Source organism: Luteimonas deserti, from assembly GCF_013425765.1.
Classification (GTDB): domain Bacteria; phylum Pseudomonadota; class Gammaproteobacteria; order Xanthomonadales; family Xanthomonadaceae; genus Luteimonas; species Luteimonas deserti.
Genome location: NZ_JACCJZ010000013.1, coordinates 227933 through 246570, shown reverse-complemented (window position 1 = coordinate 246570; position 18638 = coordinate 227933). Strand labels below are relative to the sequence as shown.

At 69.5% G+C, this 18638-nt stretch carries 20 protein-coding genes; 4 read left to right on the top strand and 16 right to left on the bottom strand.

The window, feature by feature from the left end:
* Nucleotides 1-12 precede the first annotated feature (12 nt).
* From ybgF to H0E82_RS06345, 10 genes are all read right to left on the bottom strand, one after another.
* On the bottom strand, nt 13-825 hold the full coding sequence (ybgF, locus tag H0E82_RS06390; RefSeq protein WP_180544802.1) for a tol-pal system protein YbgF: 813 nt from the start codon (nt 823-825) through the stop codon (nt 13-15).
* An 8-nt stretch (nt 826-833) separates the two neighbouring features.
* On the bottom strand, nt 834-1346 hold the full coding sequence (pal, locus tag H0E82_RS06385; protein WP_180544611.1) for a peptidoglycan-associated lipoprotein Pal: 513 nt from the start codon (nt 1344-1346) through the stop codon (nt 834-836).
* 66 nt (nt 1347-1412) lie between these two features.
* Nucleotides 1413-2735: a Tol-Pal system beta propeller repeat protein TolB gene (gene tolB / locus H0E82_RS06380; protein WP_180544610.1), complete on the bottom strand. Its 1323-nt coding sequence runs from the start codon at nt 2733-2735 to the stop codon at nt 1413-1415.
* Nucleotides 2736-3177: 442 nt separating this feature from the next.
* A complete protein-coding gene (locus H0E82_RS06375; protein WP_235974198.1) occupies nt 3178-4086 on the bottom strand; it encodes a TonB C-terminal domain-containing protein in 909 nt (302 codons plus the stop codon).
* 73 nt (nt 4087-4159) lie between these two features.
* On the bottom strand, nt 4160-4597 hold the full coding sequence (locus tag H0E82_RS06370; protein ID WP_180544608.1) for an ExbD/TolR family protein: 438 nt from the start codon (nt 4595-4597) through the stop codon (nt 4160-4162).
* A gap of 54 nt (nt 4598-4651) precedes the next feature.
* Complete coding sequence (gene tolQ / locus H0E82_RS06365; protein WP_180544607.1) at nt 4652-5449, bottom strand: protein TolQ; 798 nt, start codon at nt 5447-5449, stop codon at nt 4652-4654.
* A 6-nt stretch (nt 5450-5455) separates the two neighbouring features.
* Nucleotides 5456-5905 (bottom strand): tol-pal system-associated acyl-CoA thioesterase, encoded by a 450-nt coding sequence (gene ybgC / locus H0E82_RS06360; RefSeq protein ID WP_180544606.1) that lies wholly within the window; start codon nt 5903-5905, stop codon nt 5456-5458.
* A gap of 41 nt (nt 5906-5946) precedes the next feature.
* Complete coding sequence (gene ruvB, locus H0E82_RS06355) at nt 5947-6981, bottom strand: Holliday junction branch migration DNA helicase RuvB (protein WP_180544605.1); 1035 nt, start codon at nt 6979-6981, stop codon at nt 5947-5949.
* Nucleotides 6982-7087: 106 nt separating this feature from the next.
* A complete protein-coding gene (locus H0E82_RS06350) occupies nt 7088-8089 on the bottom strand; it encodes an LLM class flavin-dependent oxidoreductase (RefSeq protein ID WP_180544604.1) in 1002 nt (333 codons plus the stop codon).
* 126 nt (nt 8090-8215) lie between these two features.
* Complete coding sequence (locus H0E82_RS06345; RefSeq protein WP_180544603.1) at nt 8216-9505, bottom strand: diguanylate cyclase; 1290 nt, start codon at nt 9503-9505, stop codon at nt 8216-8218.
* A gap of 124 nt (nt 9506-9629) precedes the next feature.
* On the opposite strand from H0E82_RS06345, the gene H0E82_RS06340 reads away from it, so the two are divergent.
* Both H0E82_RS06340 and H0E82_RS06335 read left to right on the top strand, forming a co-directional pair.
* A complete protein-coding gene (locus H0E82_RS06340) occupies nt 9630-10964 on the top strand; it encodes a TrkH family potassium uptake protein (protein ID WP_219338433.1) in 1335 nt (444 codons plus the stop codon).
* Nucleotides 10957-11622 (top strand): potassium channel family protein, encoded by a 666-nt coding sequence (locus H0E82_RS06335; protein ID WP_180544602.1) that lies wholly within the window; start codon nt 10957-10959, stop codon nt 11620-11622. Before H0E82_RS06340 ends, H0E82_RS06335 begins: the two co-directional genes overlap by 8 nt.
* A 15-nt stretch (nt 11623-11637) precedes the next feature.
* On the opposite strand, the gene H0E82_RS06330 is transcribed toward H0E82_RS06335, so the two are convergent.
* The 6 genes from H0E82_RS06330 to H0E82_RS06305 form a co-directional block, all read right to left on the bottom strand.
* Nucleotides 11638-13554 (bottom strand): potassium transporter Kup, encoded by a 1917-nt coding sequence (locus H0E82_RS06330; protein WP_180544601.1) that lies wholly within the window; start codon nt 13552-13554, stop codon nt 11638-11640.
* A gap of 33 nt (nt 13555-13587) precedes the next feature.
* A complete protein-coding gene (gene ruvA / locus H0E82_RS06325; RefSeq protein WP_180544600.1) occupies nt 13588-14178 on the bottom strand; it encodes a Holliday junction branch migration protein RuvA in 591 nt (196 codons plus the stop codon).
* An 85-nt stretch (nt 14179-14263) separates the two neighbouring features.
* Nucleotides 14264-14785: a crossover junction endodeoxyribonuclease RuvC gene (gene ruvC, locus H0E82_RS06320; RefSeq protein WP_180544599.1), complete on the bottom strand. Its 522-nt coding sequence runs from the start codon at nt 14783-14785 to the stop codon at nt 14264-14266.
* Nucleotides 14786-14791: 6 nt separating this feature from the next.
* Complete coding sequence (locus H0E82_RS06315) at nt 14792-15505, bottom strand: YebC/PmpR family DNA-binding transcriptional regulator (RefSeq protein ID WP_180544598.1); 714 nt, start codon at nt 15503-15505, stop codon at nt 14792-14794.
* A 33-nt stretch (nt 15506-15538) separates the two neighbouring features.
* A complete protein-coding gene (locus H0E82_RS06310) occupies nt 15539-16219 on the bottom strand; it encodes an esterase/lipase family protein (protein WP_180544597.1) in 681 nt (226 codons plus the stop codon).
* Between the two features lie 31 nt (nt 16220-16250).
* Nucleotides 16251-17078 (bottom strand): AraC family transcriptional regulator, encoded by an 828-nt coding sequence (locus tag H0E82_RS06305; protein WP_180544596.1) that lies wholly within the window; start codon nt 17076-17078, stop codon nt 16251-16253.
* Nucleotides 17079-17186: 108 nt separating this feature from the next.
* Here H0E82_RS06305 and H0E82_RS06300 point away from each other — a divergent pair, with 108 nt between their 5' ends.
* Complete coding sequence (locus H0E82_RS06300; RefSeq protein WP_180544595.1) at nt 17187-17615, top strand: organic hydroperoxide resistance protein; 429 nt, start codon at nt 17187-17189, stop codon at nt 17613-17615.
* A gap of 54 nt (nt 17616-17669) precedes the next feature.
* The gene (locus tag H0E82_RS06295) at nt 17670-18611 is read left to right on the top strand and encodes an alpha/beta fold hydrolase (protein WP_180544594.1); all 942 of its coding nucleotides are present in this window, start codon (nt 17670-17672) and stop codon (nt 18609-18611) included.
* Nucleotides 18612-18638 lie beyond the last annotated feature (27 nt).

Sequence of the window (18638 nt, the reverse complement as noted above, 5' to 3'; positions counted from 1 at the left end):
GACGCGGCGACGTCAGCGCAGGCGCGACAGCTGGATCGCGCGCAGCCGGTCGGCGGCCGTCCGCGCGGCATCGGTGCCGGGATACTGGCTGCCGACCTGGGCGAGCGTGCTCTCGGCCGCATCGAGGTTGCGCAATCCGTACTGCGACAGCCCCACCTTCAGCAGCGCACCGGGCGCCTTGTCACTGGTGGGGTAACGCTGCAGCAGCGCACGGAACTGTTCTTCCGCACGCGCGTAGTTCTGGGTGACGTAATAGCTCTCGCCCAGCCAGTAGAGCGCGTTGGGCGCGTAGCTGCCTTGCGGGTACTGGTCGAGAAAGCCCTGGAAGCGCCGTGCCGACTCGGTATAGTCGCCGCTGCGCAGGGCCTCGAACGCCTGCTCGTAGGCGCTGCGTTCGTTGGCGACGCCGGCCACGAGGCCAGGCGTGCCGTGCACGGTCGGTGGCCGCTCGATCGTCCGCGCTGCAGGAGGCGCGGCATCGACCGCATTGCGACCGAGTTCCGGAAGTTCCAGCCCACCACCGCCACTTCCCGCGCCACCTTCAAGCCGGTTGAGCCGGCCGTCGATGTCGAGATACTGGCTGCGGTTGCTCGACCGGAGCTGTTCGTTCTGCTGCTGGAGCTCTTCGACCTGCGAGCGCAGGGTCAGGAGTTCCTGGCGCAACTGCCCGACCTGGTTGAGCAGATCCATGTTCGCGCTGGTGTCCCCTGCGCGGGCCTCGAGCGCCGTGACGCGATCGGCGAGGCTCGCACGCTGGGCGAACGCGGGCGCGGCGGCCACGAGGGCCGCCGCGAACGCAACTGGGATCACCAGCCAATGACGCATCGACTGCATCAGCGGGCGGTGTAGATGATCTCGACACGACGATTGCGGGCCCAGCAATCCTCGTTCGACTCGGTGCAGACCGGACGCTCTTCACCGTAGCTCACGACCGCCAGCTGGCCGGCCGAACCGCCATTGGCCTGCAGCGCCGAGGACACGCCATTGCCACGGCGCTCGCCCAAGCCCTGGTTGTACTCGCGGCTGCCGCGCTCGTCGGCGTGGCCTTCCAGCGAGATGCGGGCCGAGTTGCGGTCACGCAGGTACTTCGCGTGGCAGGCCATGATGGCCTGGAACTCCGGGCGCAGGGTGTCCTGGTCCAGGTCGAAGTAGACGACGCGCTGACGCAGGCAGGCATCGCTGTCCAGGTCGTTCGGGCCGTAGGCGCCGGCGGTCGGAGCGGTCGGTGCGACGGTGCCGGTCGACGGGCCGGTGGCCACCGGCGCCTCTTCCCGCACCTTCTTGGAACACGCGACGGCAGCGGTGCACAGCAGCACTGCAAGCATCACACGGGTGGTCGTCTTCATCTCGTCGGTCCTTGGTCTTATGTCAACAGGGGCAGTGAGTATTGTTATAGGGCCGTGCAGGCAGCGTCAGCGCTGCTCGCGGAACGGTCCCCATGCCGGCTCGCGGACGTCGCCTTCGGCGAGAACGAGGCGCTGGCGTACACGGCCATCCGAAGACACCGCGTACAGCACACCTCTCCTCCCCTCACGCGCCGCATAGAGGACCATGCCGGCGTTCGGGGCGAAACTCGGCGATTCGTCGAGCGACCCGGGCGACAGCGTGGACCAGCGGGGCGACCCCAGGCTGCGATCCAGCAACGCAATACGGTACACGTTGCCCGATCCCTGCGCCACGGCGATCTTCTTGCCGTCGAACGACACCGTGGGATCGGCGTTGTAGCTGCCCTCGAACGTCACCCGGGTGGCGTTGCCGCCGCTGACGCCGACCTGGTAGACCTGCGGCCGTCCGCCGCGGTCGGAAATGAAATACACGCTGCCGCCGTCGGGCGCCCAGGAGGGGGAGGTATCGATGGCGAAGTGGTTCGTGAGCTGGGTCAGGGCCTTGCTGCCGAGGTCCATGACGTAGATCTCGGGGTTGCCGCTGCGCGACAACGACAGCGCCAGGCGGCGCCCGTCGGGCGAGAACGCCGGCGCGCCGTTGATGCCGCGGAAGCTCGATACCAGCTCGCGTCCCCCACTGGAAATGTCCTGGATGTAGATCGCGGAGTTGCCCCGCTCGAAGCTGACGTAGGCGATCCGACGGCCGTCCGGGCTCCACGCAGGCGACATCAGCGGCTCGTTGGACCGCACGACCGTCTGCGGGTTGTGCCCGTCGGAATCCGCCACCACCAGCGCATACCGCGCGCTCGGGCCGACGCCGGTCTGGGTGATGTAGGCGATTCGGGTCCAGAACGCACCGCGCACGCCGGTGATCTTCTCGTAGATCGCGTCGGCCATCTGGTGGGCGACGTCGCGCATCGCATTGGGACGCGCGGTCATGGCCAGGCCGAGCATGCGCTCCTGCTTGGCGACGTCGAACAGCTCGTACTCCACGCGGTAGCTGCCGCCGCCCGCGTCCACGACCCGGCCGACGACGAGGAAGTCCTGGCGCAGCGCGCGCCAGGTCGGGTACTGCACCTCGCTGCCGCGCGTGGGGCGCTCGACGATGTCGCGCTCGGGAAGCGTGCGGAACTGGCCCGACCGGTCGAGATCGGCACGGATGACCGCGGCAATGTCGGTGTCGGGGGCGCCGGCACTGCCCTGGTAGGGCATGGGGACGACGGCAATCGGCATCGCCTGGGCACTGCCGCCGGTGATGTCGATTTCCAGACCCTGCTGCTGCGCACTGGCCAGCATGGGCAGTGCGAGCGCGAACAGGGCCATCAGGCAACGGATCAGCATGGGCTTCATCGAAATACCGGGTGAGGGAAAAAAGGGTGACGGCAGCTTGGGCGCTGGACCGGTACACAGGATGAATACAGACGCAATCATCCGTTCCCGGCCGTGAACACAGGATTGAGATGACGGCCGGAACCCGCCTCGAGGCCCGCATCCGGCCGAGGCGCCATGCGCAGTGCCGATCGCCGCAGCGACTCGCGTCCGGAGACATCGAACCCCCACCCAGCCGTGTTGCCCACAGCAAGTACCCCGCTGCCGGGCAGCGGGGCGATGCGGGGCCTATGAGTCCGGCCGGTCGTGAGCGGCTCAGGGCGCACTCGGACGTCCCGCATCGATGTGGGCAGCCCGGTCGGCCGTGCGGGATTCGCCGGACGACTGTCCTCTAAGCCAGTGGACAGGCGGAGCCCCCGCGCCGCGCGATCGGCGCGCGCACCACCGGGCCTGCAGCGCGTCCTCAATCCTGCGCCGTGAAGTTGAGATTCAAGCGCCGGTTGAACACCGACTCGAACCCGGCATACGGCAGCGGTTCGGCGCGGCGCACGGCGGCCTCGACCGAACGCCGTCCCTGGGCGTCGTAAGGGCAGGAGGCGTCGAACTCGACGTTCATGACCTCCCCGCCCGGCAGCTGGGTGATGTAGATGCGGCAGCGCTGGCCCAGCGGTACGTTGTCCGGGCGCGTCCAGTTGCGGCGGATGGCTTCCTGCAACGCGGCGGCGTACTTGGCAGCCAAGCCGCTGTCGCCATCGGGGCGACCGGGCGGCGGGCTCGCGGCCGCCGCGGCGGCGCGCTCGGAGGCCTGGCGGGCCTCACGGTCGGCGATCTGCTTGAGGCGCTCTTCGGCTTGGCGGGCCTCACGCTGCGTCCGCTCGCGCTCGGCGCGCAACTGTTCGAGTTCCTGCCGCGCGAGGCGGCGCTTCTCCTCGGCCTCCTGCTGTTTCTGCCGTTCGGCGAGCTCGACCTGGGCCTGCCGGCGCTTTTCTTCCTGCTCCTTCTCGCGCTGCTCGGCAGCCAGGGCGTCGCGACGTACCGCGTCCTGGGAGACGGGGTCCGGCTTGGGCACCACTTCCTGCAACTGCGGCTGGCGCGGCTGCACCGCGTCTTCCGGCCGCGGCTCGGGCAGCGGCTGGGGTCGCGCGGCCACAGGCTCGTCGACCGGCTCGGGCAGCGGCCTGGGGATGGGCTCGGGCGTCGGCTCGGGTGTCGGCTCCGGTGCGGGGTCGGGCAGTGGGTCGGGGCGCGTGGCGAGGGCGCGCCGGTCGGCGGCGCTGAGCGCATTGGGATCGATGATGTCGGCCGAGACCGGCGAACCCATCGCCGATTCAGGGCGCGAGGAGGCGTTCCACAGCGCGCCGAGCAGGATCAACCCGAACAGCACGACATGGACCAGAACCGACAGCCCGATCGCCGTTACGTTGTCGGAACGCGACTCGCGCATCTCAGTTCGCGCTGTCCGCCGGACGGCTGATCAGACTGACCTTGGTGATGCCGGCCTCGTTGATGAGGTCGATGGCGTTCATGATCCGCTGGTAGCTGGCTGCGCCGTCGCCGCTGACGAGAATGGTCGCGTCGGGGTTCTGGGTGTGGATGCCGCGCAGACGCGCGACCAGGTCTTCGCGCGAAACAGCGGTGTTCTGCTGCTCCACCATCAGCGCAAGCTGTCCATCGGGATAGACGCTGACCACGACCGGACTCTCCGGCGAACTCAACGACATCGCGTTCGAATCGGGAAGATTGATGTCGGTGCCGAGATTCATCAGCGGCGTGGTGACCATGAAGATGATCAGCAGCACGAGCATCACGTCGATATAGGGCACGACGTTGATTTCGTTCTTGAGCTTGCGCCGCTTGGAACGGCGAAGGGAGATCGACGACATGGCGGGATCCGGGTGCGTGGACGGGCGAACGGCCGCGAAGGCGCGCCGGGGTGATCAGTCGTTGCCGCTCTGGCGTTCGAGGATCGAGGAGAACTCGTCGGAGAACGCCTCGTAGCGCGAGGCGACGCGCTCGACCTTGGTCGCGAACCGGTTGTAGGCCCAGACCGCGGGAATCGCCGCGAACAGGCCCATCGCGGTCGCGATCAGCGCCTCGGAGATACCCGGCGCGACCGTCGCGATGGTGGCCTCCTTGACGTTGGCCAGGCCATGGAACGAGATCATGATGCCCCATACGGTGCCGAGCAGGCCGACGTAGGGCGCGATCGAGCCGACGTTGGCGAGGTATTCGAGATTGCGTTCCAGACCGTCAAGCTCGCGCGAGCCGGCGACGCGCATCCCACGCTGGGCGCCCTCGAGATGGGCGCGGCTGTCGACGCCGCGCCGCTGCCGCTGGCGGGAATATTCGCGGTAGCCGGCCTCGAAGATCGCCTCGAGGCCTTCGACTTCGCGGCTGCGCTCGGTCGCCGATGCGTACAGCTTGCTGATTTCGGCGCCGGACCAGAACCGCTCCTCGAAGCGGTCGGCTTCCTTCTCGGCGCGGTCGAGCATGCGCTTCTTGCGAAAGATGATCACCCAGGACGAGATCGACGCGAACAGCAGCAGAAGCATCACCAGCTGCACCGGAATGGAGGCGTGCAGGATCAAATCGAGGATGCTCAGGTCATTGGGCAGCGGGGCGGAGGCAGCTGCGACGGCCCCGGTGCTGGCGAGTTCGGTGGCGCCGGCGGCGGCCTCCTCGGGCAAGGCCTGCACCTGGGCGGCGGACTGCAACAGCACGGGCATGGGGCTCATCCAGGATTACTCCGCTGACGTTTCGAGTGACTTGAGTTGGGCATACAGCGCATCGGGAATCGCCTGCGGCCGGAAATCGGCCGCCGACAATGCCGCGACGCGCACGTCGGCATCGACCAGGAGGTCGTTGCCACGGTGGATCTGCTGCGCGAACACCGCGCTCGCGCGCCGGCAGGTCCGCAGCACCACGCTCACCTGCAGGGCGTCGTCCAGGCGGGCGGGCGCACGGAAATCCACCCGTACCGCACGTACCGCGAAGACCGTTCCATGCACGTCGCGAAGCTCGGCCTGACCGTGGCCAAGGGCACGTAACCACTCGCTGCGTGCGCGCTCCATGAAGGCCACGTACTGCGCGTGGTAGACCACCCCACCGGCGTCGGTATCTTCCCAGTACACGCGTGTCGGCCAACTGAATAGCCGCGTAACGCCGGGGGCCGACATGGGTGGATGCGCCATGGAATCTCCGATGGGGGCGGATGCAGGGCCGCGGACGGCCTTCAGAACAGGCTGCCGGGCGTGAGTGCATCCGGCGCCCGGCGCGGCTCGAGACCGAGATGGCGCCAGGCCTTCGTCGTCGCCATGCGTCCACGCGCGGTGCGCACGAGGTAGCCCTGCTGGATCAGATACGGCTCGATCACATCCTCCAGCGTGCCGCGCTCCTCGCTCAACGCCGCGGCCATGGACTCGACCCCGACCGGCCCACCCTCGAAGTTCTCGACGATCAGATGCAGCAGGCGGCGGTCCAGCTCGTCGAAGCCCTGCGGATCGACCTTGAGCATCTGCATCGCATCGACCGCCACATCGCGGTCGATGCGCCCGCCGGCGCGCACCTGGGCGAAGTCGCGGACACGGCGCAGCAGCCGGTTGGCGATACGTGGAGTGCCGCGTGCGCGGCGGGCGATCTCGGCCGCACCTTCGGGTTCGCAGGCCATGCCGAGGATCTGCGCCGAGCGGCGGACGATGCGGGTGAGTTCCTCGGTGCTGTAGAACTCCAGCCGCTGCACGATCCCGAAGCGGTCGCGCAGTGGCGCGGTGAGAAGCCCTGCACGCGTGGTCGCCCCGATCAGGGTGAACGGCGGCAGGTCGATCTTGATCGAGCGCGCCGCGGGACCCTCGCCGATCATGATGTCGAGCTGGAAATCCTCCATCGCCGGGTAGAGCACCTCCTCCACGACCGGCGACAGGCGGTGGATCTCGTCGATGAACAGCACATCGTGCGGCTGCAGGTTGGTCAGCAGCGCGGCGAGGTCGCCGGCCTTCTCGATCACCGGACCCGAGGTCACGCGCAGCGCGACGCCGAGCTCGTTGGCGATCACGTGGCTCAGCGTGGTCTTGCCCAGGCCCGGCGGCCCGAAGATCAGCACGTGGTCGAGCGCCTCGCGGCGCTGCTTCGCGGCCTCGATGAAGATCGCCATCTGCTCGCGCACGGGCTGCTGGCCGAGGTAATCGTCCAGCCGCTGCGGACGGATGCTGGCCTCGACGGCGTCGTCCTCGCGGGTCGCGTCGGCGGCGATGATGCGGTCTGCGGTCATGGGCGCATGATCGCATGCCGCAGGGAGAGGCGGCCGCCGCATCCCGCGACCGGACGGGACCGCATATGCGAACCACGTCGCGTGCGGAAGCCCGTCGCGGCGGGGATCAGCCGCGCATCGCCTCGGCCGCCAGCGCGAAGCTGCGCTTGCGTGCGTCGTGGTCGAAAATGTTGGCGGTCAGCATCAGCTCGTCCGGGCGATGCCGGGCGACGAAATCGGCGATGCCGGCGCGCACGTCGTCGGGATCGCCGATCACCGCGCAGGCCAGGGCCTGCGCGACCATCGCCTTCTCGGCCGGCGTCCAGAACGTCTCGATGTCGTCGACCGGCGGCGGGATCAGGCCCGGCGCGCCCCGGCGCAGGCGCACGAAACTCTGCTGCTGGGTGGTGAAGAGCCGCTGCGCTTCGACGCGCGTGTCGGCCGCGACGACGTTGAGCACCAGCATCGCGTGCGGCTGGCGCAGATGCTTCGAAGGGCGGAAATCGCGGTGGTACAGCGCCAGCGCCTCCGACATCGCGGCCGGGGCAAAATGCGAGGCGAACGCATACGGCAGACCGAGTGTGGCCGCGAGGCCGGCGCCGAACAGGCTGGAGCCGAGGATCCACACCGGCACGTCGAGGCCGGCGCCGGGCACCGCCTGGATCGGCTGCCCGGGCAGGGCCGGTTCGAAATAGCGCAGCAGTTCCATCACGTCGGATGGAAACGCATCGGCGCCGGCGTAGTAGCGGCGCAGCGCCTTGGTGGTGGCCTGGTCGGTGCCCGGCGCGCGGCCCAGGCCCAGATCGATGCGCCCCGGGTACAGCGAGGCCAGCGTGCCGAACTGCTCGGCCACCTGCAGCGGCGCGTGGTTGGGCAGCATGACGCCGCCCGAGCCCACGCGGATGGTCGAGGTGCCGCCGGCGATGTGCCCGATCAGCACGGCGGTCGCCGCACTGGCGATGCCGGGCATGTTGTGGTGCTCGGCCAGCCAGTAGCGGCTGTAGCCCAGCGCCTCGGCATGCCGGGCGAGATCGAGCGAACGGGCGAACGACTCGGCCGGCGTGCTGCCCTCGGTGACGGGCGCGAGGTCGAGGACGGAGAACGGAATCTGCGGGGACGTCTTGGTCATGCCCACTCAGATGGGGCCGTGGCCGGGAAACTCCATGCCGGCGCTGCTGCGGAACGGGGTGCCGGTGGAACCGTGAGGATGGCGCGGCAGCGCCGGCGGGCGCCGGAGGGTGCCGTCGACGACGCCCTAGCCGCTGGCGACCACCCGGTTCCGGCCGCCGGCCTTGGCCAGGTACAGGCGGCGATCGGCCTCGGCCAGCAACCGGTGCAGATCGTCACCGGCCGCGGCCGTGCGCACACCGATGCTCACGGTCATGCGCAGTTCGCCGCCCGGGGTCTGGACGGCGAGATCCTCGATCCGCTGGCGCAGGCTGTCGAAGTACTGGTCGAGTGCCTCGCCTTCGAGGTCCGGCGCGAGCAGGCAGAACTCCTCGCCGCCGAAGCGGGCGACCTCGTCCTCTTCGCGGGCATGGCCCGACAGGGCCTCGGCGACCGCGCGGAGCGCGTGGTCCCCGGCCTCGTGGCCCCAACCGTCGTTGATGCGCTTGAAATGATCGATGTCGAGGATCGCCATGGCCATCGGCCGGCGCGCGGTGCGCAGCTTCGGGACCAGGCGCTCGGCCTGCTCGAGAAAATGGCGGCGGTTGGGCAGTCCGGTGAGGAAATCGCGGGTGGCGAGATCCTGCAGGCTGCCGATGAGTTCCAGCTGGTCGACGTTCTGCGAGACGCGGCAGAAGAATTCCTCGCGCGAGTAGGGCTTGCGCAGGAAGTCGTTGGCGCCGCTCTTGAGGAAACGCGCGACGAGATCGGCGTCGCCGCTGCCCGAGACGCCGATCACCGCCACCCGGTCCCGTGCACGCAGCGCGCGCAGCCGCCGGGTCACCTCGACGCCCTGCATGCCGGGCATCTCCTGGTCGATCATCGCCAGCCGGATCGTCGGATCGCGCTCGAGCGCGTGCAGCGCCGCGTCGCCGTCGGCTGCCTGGACCACGCGGTAGCCGTAGGTTTCGAGCAGGCCGGCGGTGTGCTGCCGCGCCGACGGGGAGTCGTCGACCACCAGCGCGGAGATCCGCCGGTTGCGTTCGAGGCGCTTCACCAGCCAGACGATGTAGTCGAGGCTGCCGGGCGTGTTCTTGAGGACGAAGTCGATCACCCGGCGGCGGAGCATGCGCTCGCGCAGGTCCTCGTCGTAGACCCCGGTGACGACGATCGTGGACAGGCCGCGTTCGAGGAAGCAGTTCACCACCGCGTCGCGATCGCCGTCGGCGAGGACCAGGCCGGTCAAGGCGAGGAACCAGTCTTCGTGGCGGTCGAGCAGCGTGCGCGCCTCGGCGAGGGTCGAGGCCACCATCACCGGCAGCTCGAGCTTCTGCTCGATCGCGCCCGCCACCGCCTGGACGTAGGCGCGGGAGTTTTCCACCAGCAGCACGCGCTGCGGCAGGGGCGAACTCGCGACGATCGGCTGGAGCACGGTCATGCAGGCTGCGCGGGTGAGGGCATCGACCGGTTAGCGGCCGCGCAGGCGGGCACTTGAGCCCGGCAGCCATGCGGCGGCCGCGCGGCGCGTGCGAGAATGCGCCATTCCGTCCAGGAGCCGCGCGTTGCCGCGCACCGGTATCCAGCACCCCGCGCGCATCGTGCCGCTGGCGTTCCTCGTTGCGATCTGCATCGGCACCGCACTGCTGATGCTGCCCGGCGCGCGCGCCGGCGCGGGCGCGGCGCCGTTCCTCACCGCGCTGTTCACGTCCACCTCGGCGGTGTGCGTGACCGGCCTCGTGATCGAGGACACCCCCCTGTACTGGTCCACCTTCGGCCAGTGGGTGATCCTCGGCCTGTTCCAGATCGGCGGGTTCGGGATCATGAGCGGCGCCACCCTGCTCGGCCTGCTCGCGGCGGGGCGCCTGGGATTGCGCACGCGCCTGATCGCCCAGGCCGAGACCCACAGCCTCGGCCTCGGCGACGTGACCGGCGTGCTCAAGCTGGTGCTCATCACCACGGTCTGCGTCGAGCTGCTGACCGCGGGCGCATTGGCCCTGCGGCTCCATCTGGGCTACGGCGAGGCCGTGGGCACCGCGCTGTGGAATGGCCTCTTCCATTCCGTATCGGCGTTCAACAACGCCGGCTTCTCCACCTATTCCGACAGCCTGATGGGCTTCGTCGCCGACCCCTTCGTGGTGGTGCCGGTGATGCTCGCGATCGTGCTCGGGGGGCTGGGGTTTCCGGTGCTCTACGAGCTGCGCCAGCGGCCGCTGGCCTGGGCACGCTGGTCGATCCACACCCGGATCACCCTGCTGGGCACGGCGGTGCTGATCGCAGGCGGCACCGGGATGATCGCGCTGTGGGAGTGGAACAACCCCGACACGGCCGGTCCGCTGGACGCCACCGGGAAGGCCCTGGCCATGCTGTTCCACTCCGTCACCGCGCGCACCGCCGGCTTCAACACGCTCGACGTCGGCGCCATGCGCAGCGAGACGCTCGCGGTGCATTACCTGCTGATGTTCATCGGCGGCGGCAGCGCGGGGACTGCCGGCGGGATCAAACTGACGACGTTCTTCCTGCTCGGGTTCGTCGTCTGGGCCGAGATCCGCGGGCACCGCGACACGACGGTGTTTCACCGTCGGATCAGCCACGAGACCCAGCGCCAGGCGCTCACCATCGTGCTGCTGGCGGTGACCGTACTGGCGGTGGCCACGCTGACCTTGATGGGACTGACCGCGCTCCCGCTCGAGGTGGTGATGTTCGAGGCGATTTCCGCCTTCGCCACCGTGGGGCTTTCGACCGGCATCACGGCCGACCTGCCCGATGCGGGCAAGGGCGTGCTGATCGCCCTGATGTTCATCGGCCGGGTCGGTACGATCACGGTCGCCACCGCGCTGGCCCTGCATACCCGGCCTCGCCCTTTCCGTTACCCAGAGGAGCGCCCCATCGTTGGCTAGACATCCTTCCGCCAACAGCGTCGTCGTCCTGGGGCTCGGCCGCTTCGGCACCGCCGTGGCCGGCTCGCTCGTCCGCCTCGGCCACGACGTGCTCGGCGTCGACGAGAATCCGGACACCGTGCAGCGCTGCGCCGATGCCTTCACCCACGTGGCCCAAGCCGACAGCACCAGTACCGAAGCGCTGCGGGCACTCGGCATCGCCGAGATCGAGCGGGCGGTGGTGGGCATCGGCAGCGACATCGAGGCCAGCGTGTTGACCGTGCTGGCGCTCGAGGAGCTGGGCGTGCGCGACATCTGGGCCAAGGCCACCAGCGCCAAGCACGGGCGCATCCTCGAGCGCACCGGCGCGCATCACGTGGTGTATCCGGAAGCCGCGATGGGCGAACGTGTCGCCCACCTGGTCACCGGGCGGATGATCGACTTCATCGAGTTCGACGACGGCTTCGCCATCGTCAAGACCCGCGCGCCGCGCGAGTCGCACGGCAAGACGCTGAGCGAGTCGGCGCTGCGCACCCGCTACGGCATCACCGTCGTCGGCCTCAAGCGCGGCCGCGCCGATTTCACCTACGCGCGCGCCGACACCATCGTCGAGGCCGGCGACATCCTGATCGTCTCGGGCGCGACGAACCTGGTGGAGACGTTCGCGGCGCAGGAATGACGGCGCCGCGCGCGTTCAGATCTCGACGTGCGTGCCGAGTTCGACCAGGCGATTGCCCGGGATGCGGAAGAAACCGGAGACGGGTGCGGCGTTGCGGTGCAGGACCGCGAACAGCCGCTCACGCCACAGGGCCATGCCCGGCCGCGCGGCAGCGACCACGGTCTCGCGGCTGGTGAAGTAGGTGGTGTCCATCGGGTCGATGCACGGGCCGTCCTCGACGTCGCCGCATTGCATCAGCGCCAGCGGCACATCGGGCGTCTCCATGAAGCCGAAGCGGATCACGACGCGATGGAAGCTCTCGCCGATCTGCTCGATCTTCAACCGCCGGTGCGCATAGGGCACGGTCAGGGTCTCGACCGTCAGGAACACGTTGCGCTCGTGCAGCACCTTGTTGTGCTTGAGGTTGTGCATCAGCGCATGCGGCACGATGCCGCGATCGCTGGTCAGGAACACCGCCGTGCCCGGCACGCGCAGCGGCGGCGCGAGCATCAGCCCGGGAATGAAGCTGTCCATGCGGATCCCGTGCTGCTGCACCTCCTCGTGCAGCAGTTGCCGGCCCCGTCGCCACGTGCGCAACAGGGTGAACAGCGTCACGCCCAGCACCAGCGGGAACCAGGCGCCCTGCAGCACCTTGGCGCCGTTGGCGATCACGAACGCGATGTCGATCACCAGGAATACGCCGCACAGCGGCAGGACCCAGCGCCGCCAGCGCGGCCACAATGCGCCCGCGACGATCGCCAGCAGCAGCGTATCGATCAGCATCGTCAGGGACACCGAGATGCCGTAGGCCGCGGCCAGCGCCGACGAGGTCTGGAAGGTCAGCACCAGCGCGATCACGATCACAGCCATCGCCCAGTTGATCGCGGGGATGTAGATCTGGCCGATGGTGTCGCTGGACGTGTGCCGCACCCGCATGCGCGGGATGTAGCCCAGCTGCATCGCCTGCCGGGCCACCGAGAAGCCACCGGTGATCACTGCCTGGGAGGCGATCACCGTGGCCGCGGTGGCGAGGCCGATCATCGGCCAGCGCGCCCACTCGGGCACGCCGATGTAGAACGGGTTCTGGATCGCGGCCGGGTCCTCGAGCACCAGCGCGCCCTGCCCCAGATAGTTCAGCATCAGCGAGGGCAGCACGAAGAAGTACCAGGCGTAGCGGATCGGCCTGGCGCCGAAATGGCCCATGTCGGTGTAGATCGCCTCGCCGCCCGTGACCGCCAGCACCACGGCGCCGAGGATGAAGACCCCGCCCCAGGTGTGCTGGACGAAGAACTGCGCCGCCCACCAGGGATTGATCGCGTGCAACACCTCCGGCTCGTGCAGGATGTTGACGACGCCCAGCACCGCGAGCGACAGGAACCAGATCACGGTGATCGGCCCGAAGATGCGTCCGACCTTCGCGGTGCCGAAGCGCTGGGTGGCGAACAGGACGCCGAGCACCAGCACCGTCACCGGCACGATCCACGCATGCAGCGCCGGCGCCACCACTTCCAGTCCCTCGATCGCGGAGAGCACCGAGATCGCCGGCGTGATCACCCCATCACTGAAGAACAGCGACGCGCCGAACACACCGAGGATTCCCACCAGGTACGCCGACCGGCCGCGCTTGCCGAGGCTGCGCTGGGCCAGTGCCATCAGCGCCATGATCCCGCCCTCGCCGTCGTTGTCGGCGCGCAGGATGATGGTCACGTACTTGACGGTCACCACCAGCATCAGCGACCAGAAGATCATCGACAGCACGCCGAGCACGGTGTCGTGGTCGGCCACCAGGCCGTAGTGCGGCGAGAACGCTTCGCGCAGCGTGTACAGCGGGCTGGTCCCGATGTCGCCGAAGACGACACCGATCGCACCGACGATCAGGCCTGCCAGGCCGATCTGGCCGTGGCTGGACGCAATGGGACGCGCGCCGTTCGCGGGCGGGCTGGTCTGTGACATGGCGGTGGAAACCCGGCCGACGGTTGGGGGCGGTCAGCGAAGCGCGGACTGTAGCGCTTTTCGGATGATGAGTTCGGGCGTGTCGCCCTCGCTCGAGGCGGCCTTGGCCATCTTCTGCGCCTCCGCCGGTTTGTAGCCCAGCTGCTGCAGCGCGATCGTGGCCTCCGACAGCGGATCGGCCGGACCCGAGCGCGACGGCACCGCGCCGCCCGCGCCCGCGAGGTCGGCCGCGCGGTCGCGCAGTTCGACGACCATGCGCTCGGCGGTCTTCTTGCCGATACCGGGAATCTTGGTCAGCGCGGTGACGTCGCCGGTGTGCACGAGCCGCGCGAAGGTGTCGACGCTGACTCCCGAAAGGATGGCCAGCGCGATCTTCGCGCCGATGCCGGTGACCTTCTGCACGTCGCGGAACAGGCGCCGCTCGGCCTCGTGCAGGAAGCCGTACAGCGAGACGCTGTCCTCCTTCTGCGCGTAGTGGGTGAACAACGCCACTTCGCGCCCGAGCTCGGGCAGGTCGTAGAACGTGCTCATCGGCGCCTCGAGCTCGTAGCCCACGCCCTGCACGTCCACCACCAGCCAGGGCGGCGCCTTGTAGATGAGGGTGCCGCGCAGTCGTCCGATCATGTCGCCGTCTCCTTCGATGGCCGCCCGTCCTGCGCCGCGGCCCGGCCGCCTGCGGAGGGCATGCCCTGTGTGCCCGTCGCGCGACTCATTTGCGGCTCCAGGCCTGCCGGACATCGACCCCGAGCCGGCCGGCCGTGGCGCGGACATGGGCATGCGTGATCGCCACCGCCAGCGCGTCGGCCGCGTCGGCCTGCAGCTTCCCGGTCAGGCCGAGCATCAGGCCGACCATGTGCTGCACCTGGCCCTTCTCGGCGCCGCCCCGGCCGACCACCGCCAGCTTGATCTCGCTGGCCGCGTATTCGTGGACGTCGAGATCGCGCAGCACCACCGCACCGATCGCCGCGCCGCGTGCCTGGCCGAGCTTGAGCGCCGAATCGGGATTGCGCGCCATGAAGACCTTTTCGATCGCGACCTCGTCGGGCCGGTGTTCGACGATCAGCGCGGTCAGACCGTCGAGCAGGCGGCGCAACCGGGCGGGAAACGCACCTGCGGTCACCAGCACCAGCGGCGCGTGGAACACGTGGGTGACCCGACCCGCGGCATCGACGTCGATGATGCCGACACCGGTACGCTGGGAACCGGGATCGATGCCGAGGATGCGGGCCATCGAGGCCTAGCCGAACAACGCGTTCGAGTAGACGGCCTGCACGTCGTCCAGGTCCTCGAGCAGGTCGAGCATCTTGCGCACCTGGTCGGCGGTCTCGCCGTCGACGGCGGTGTCGGTATCGGCGCGATAGGTCACCTCCGCATGCCCCGCGACGATGCCGGCGGCGACCATCGCATCGCGCACCGACTCGAAGGCCTCGGGCGTGGTGATGACGTCGATCGCGCCGTCCTCCGGATACACCACCACGTCGTCGGCGCCGGCCTCGATCGCGGCCTCGGTCACCCGGTCCTCATCCATGCCCTCGAAGCTCAGCACGCCCAGGCGCTTGAACATGAAGGCGACCGAGCCCTCGGTGCCCATGTTGCCGCCGCACTTGCCGAAGGCATGCCGCACTTCGGCGACGGTGCGCACGCGGTTGTCGGTGAGCGTGTCGACGATCACCGCGACCCCGCCGGGGGCGTAGCCCTCGTAGCGGATCTCCTCGTACTCGACGCCTTCGAGCTCGCCGGTGGCTTTCTTGATCGCGCGCTCGACCACGTCCTTGGACATGTTCTGGGCCATGCCCTTGTCGATCGCCGCGCGCAGGCGCGGGTTGTTGGCCGGATCGCCGCCGCCGGCGCGCGCCGCCACACCGATCTCGCGGATGATCTTGGTGAAGATCTTGCCGCGCTTGGCATCAGTGGCGTTCTTGCGCGCCTCGATCGAAGGTCCTCGGCCCATCTGGAAACCCGTATCTGCAGTGAGGCGGCGATTTTACACCGCGACGCCCGCCGCCCCGCCGTCCAGGAACCGGCCCGCGCGCAGGAAGGCCGCCGCCTGGCCGATGGCCTCGGCCGAGAGCAGCAGCCCGCTGTGACTCGCCTCGACCACCACATGGTCCGCCAGGCCCGGCGCGCGGGTCTCCGAGACCGCCACCGTGCCGTCGTGCGGCTCGGTGAACCCCGCCACCAGCGCGCCGAGTCCGCGCGGAACGCAGCCAGCGATCATCCCCACCTCGAATCCGGCCGGCCACGTGGCGCAGCCGTCCAGCAGGATCTCCGCGCTGCGCCCGAAATACAGGCCCGACAACGGCACCTCCGCCAGACGCGCCGCGGCCCGGCTGCCGCACAGCGGGGTGCCCAGGCAGACCACCCGACCCACCGGTGCATCGGGATGCTCGGCGAGCTCGCGCACCGCCACCAGACCGCCCAGGCTGTGACCGACGACGTGCGCCGGGCCGCCGTCGCGCAGTGCCGCGTGCAGGCGCTCGACCGCCGGGCTCGGGCCCCCGGCGATGCTGTCGTATCCCACGATCTCCGGTTCGAACCCCGCGGCACGCAGACCACGCGCGAACCGGCGCATGGTCAGGCCGACCATCCACAGTCCGTGCAGCAGGATCACCCGGTCGGGCGTGCGCCCGGGCGGCGTCAGCATGGCGGCGGCGCTTCGGGCCATGGCGCGGACAGAATCACTCGAACCTCGTGTGTCATGCGACGGATTGACGAGTCTTCCATGCGCGTGGCGAAAGTCCTGTCTGCGCCTTGAACGCGCGCGACAGCGCGGCCTCGCTGCCGTAACCGACCTCGTCGGCGATCAGCTTCAGCGGGCGGCCACGGCGCAGTGCCTGCCTGGCCAGTCGCACGCGCCATCCCTGCAGGTACTGGCCAGGGGTCGTGCCGACCACGTCGACGAAGGTGGTCGCGAACGCGCTGCGCGACATGCCGGCCGCCCGCGCCAGCGACTCCAGGGTCCACGCGTCCGCCGGCGCCTCGTGCATCGCGACCAGGGCATTGCGCACGCGCGGGTGCGACAGCCCGGACAGCAACCCTCCCTGCACCTCGCCGCGTTCCATCAATTGCCGCAGCACCTGGATCATCATCACCTCGAACAGGCGCTCGATCAGGGCCAGCCGCCCGCAGCGCTGGTCGAAGGCCTCCTCGAACAGCAACCCCAACACCGGCCCGGCGCCGGCGATCTCGTCCAGCGGCAGGCACACCACCTCCGGCAGCGCGGCGGCGACCGGATTGTCGGCGCCGCCCTCGAAGCCGAGATGGGCGCAGACCATGTCCGCGCCGCGATCGGGATCCGTGACGAAGCGATGCGCGGTGGGGCGGGCGAACAGCAGCAGGCCGGGTCCGGCGATCGACAGCGTTGTGCCTCCGTAGTGCACTTCCACTGCGCCGCTGCGCACCAGGTGCAACTGGCCGTGCACGCCGTCGCTGTCGAGCGTGTTGATGCCGCACAGCGCGCCGGCATTGAACACGCGGGCATTCATCGGGAAATGCGCCATCAGCGCCGCGAGACGATCGGTCACCATCGGACTCCAGGTCAAGTTTTACGGATTTTATATCACCTCGGATCCCGACACGGTGCGCAAAGTGGACTCACCGGGCAGCACCGCCCACCGACCAGGAACTCCGCCATGTCCATCGAGAAGACCCTCTACACCGCCTCGGCCACCGCCACCGGCGGGCGTGACGGCCGCGCCCACTCCTCCGACCGCGTGCTCGACGTCGCCCTGTCCACGCCCCGCGAGCTCGGCGGCGCCGGCGGCCCCGGCACCAATCCCGAGCAGCTGTTCGCCGCCGGGTACTCGGCCTGTTTTCTCGGCGCGCTGAAGTTCGTCGCCGGTAAGCAGAAGGTCGCGCTGCCGGCGACCACCACGGTCACCGGCACGGTCGGTATCGGCCCGGTCTCGACCGGATTCGGCCTCGAGGCCGAGTTGACCATCGCGGCACCCGGCATCGACCGCGACCTGCTGCAACGCCTGGTCGAGCAGGCCCACGGCGTCTGCCCGTACTCCAACGCCACGCGCGGAAACATCGACGTGACCCTGTCGATCGCCGACTGATCCACCCGCACCCCCCACGCCCTACCCGCCCCACCCCACAGACGAGGATCCGCCATGAACACGTTCACCCGCACCGTCGCCGCCAGCCTGCTGGCCACCGCCCTCCACGTCGCGCACGCCGCGCCGCCGGTCGAACCCGCCCGGATCGCCGCTGCCACCGTCGACGGCACCCATGTCGTCACCGCCGACGGCGTGCGCCTCTACGTCAAGGACTGGGGCCCGAAGGACGGCCCGGTCGTGACCTTCAGCCACGGCTGGCCGCTGAGCTCGGACAGCTGGGAATCGCAGATGCTGTTTCTCGCCGAGCAGGGCTATCGCGTCGTCGCCCACGACCGCCGCGGTCACGGCCGCTCCAGCCAGCCCTGGGACGGCAACGACATGGACCACTACGCCGACGATCTGGCCGCGGTGATCAATGCGCTCGATCTGCGCGACGTCACCCTGGTGGGCTTCTCCACCGGCGGCGGCGAGGTCGCACGCTACATCGGCCGCCACGGCACCGGCCGGGTGAAGAAGGCGGTGCTGGTCGGTGCGGTCACGCCCTTCATGCTCAAGACCGACGACAACCCCGACGGCGCGCCGATCGACCTGTTCGACGGCTTCCGCGCGGCGGCGCAGGCGAACCGCGCGCAGCAATACCTCGACATCGCCTCGGGCCCGTTCTTCGGCTTCAACCGGCCCGGCGCCACCGTCAACGCGGGGCTGGTGCAGAACTTCTACGTGCAGGGCATGCAGGCCGGCCACAAGAACACGTTCGACTCGATCAAAGCGTTCTCGGCCACCGACTTCCGTCCCGACCTCGCGAAGTTCGATGTGCCCACGCTGGTGATCCACGGCGCGGACGACCAGATCGTGCCGCCGGCGATGTCGGCCCAGCTGGTGCCGCGCCACGTGGCCCAGGCCGAGGTGATCCTGTACCCCGGCGCGCCGCACGGCATCACCGACACGCACAAGGACCGGCTCAACCAGGACCTGCTCGCCTTCCTGCGTCGCTAGACCGCTCACTGCAGTCCATGCATCGCC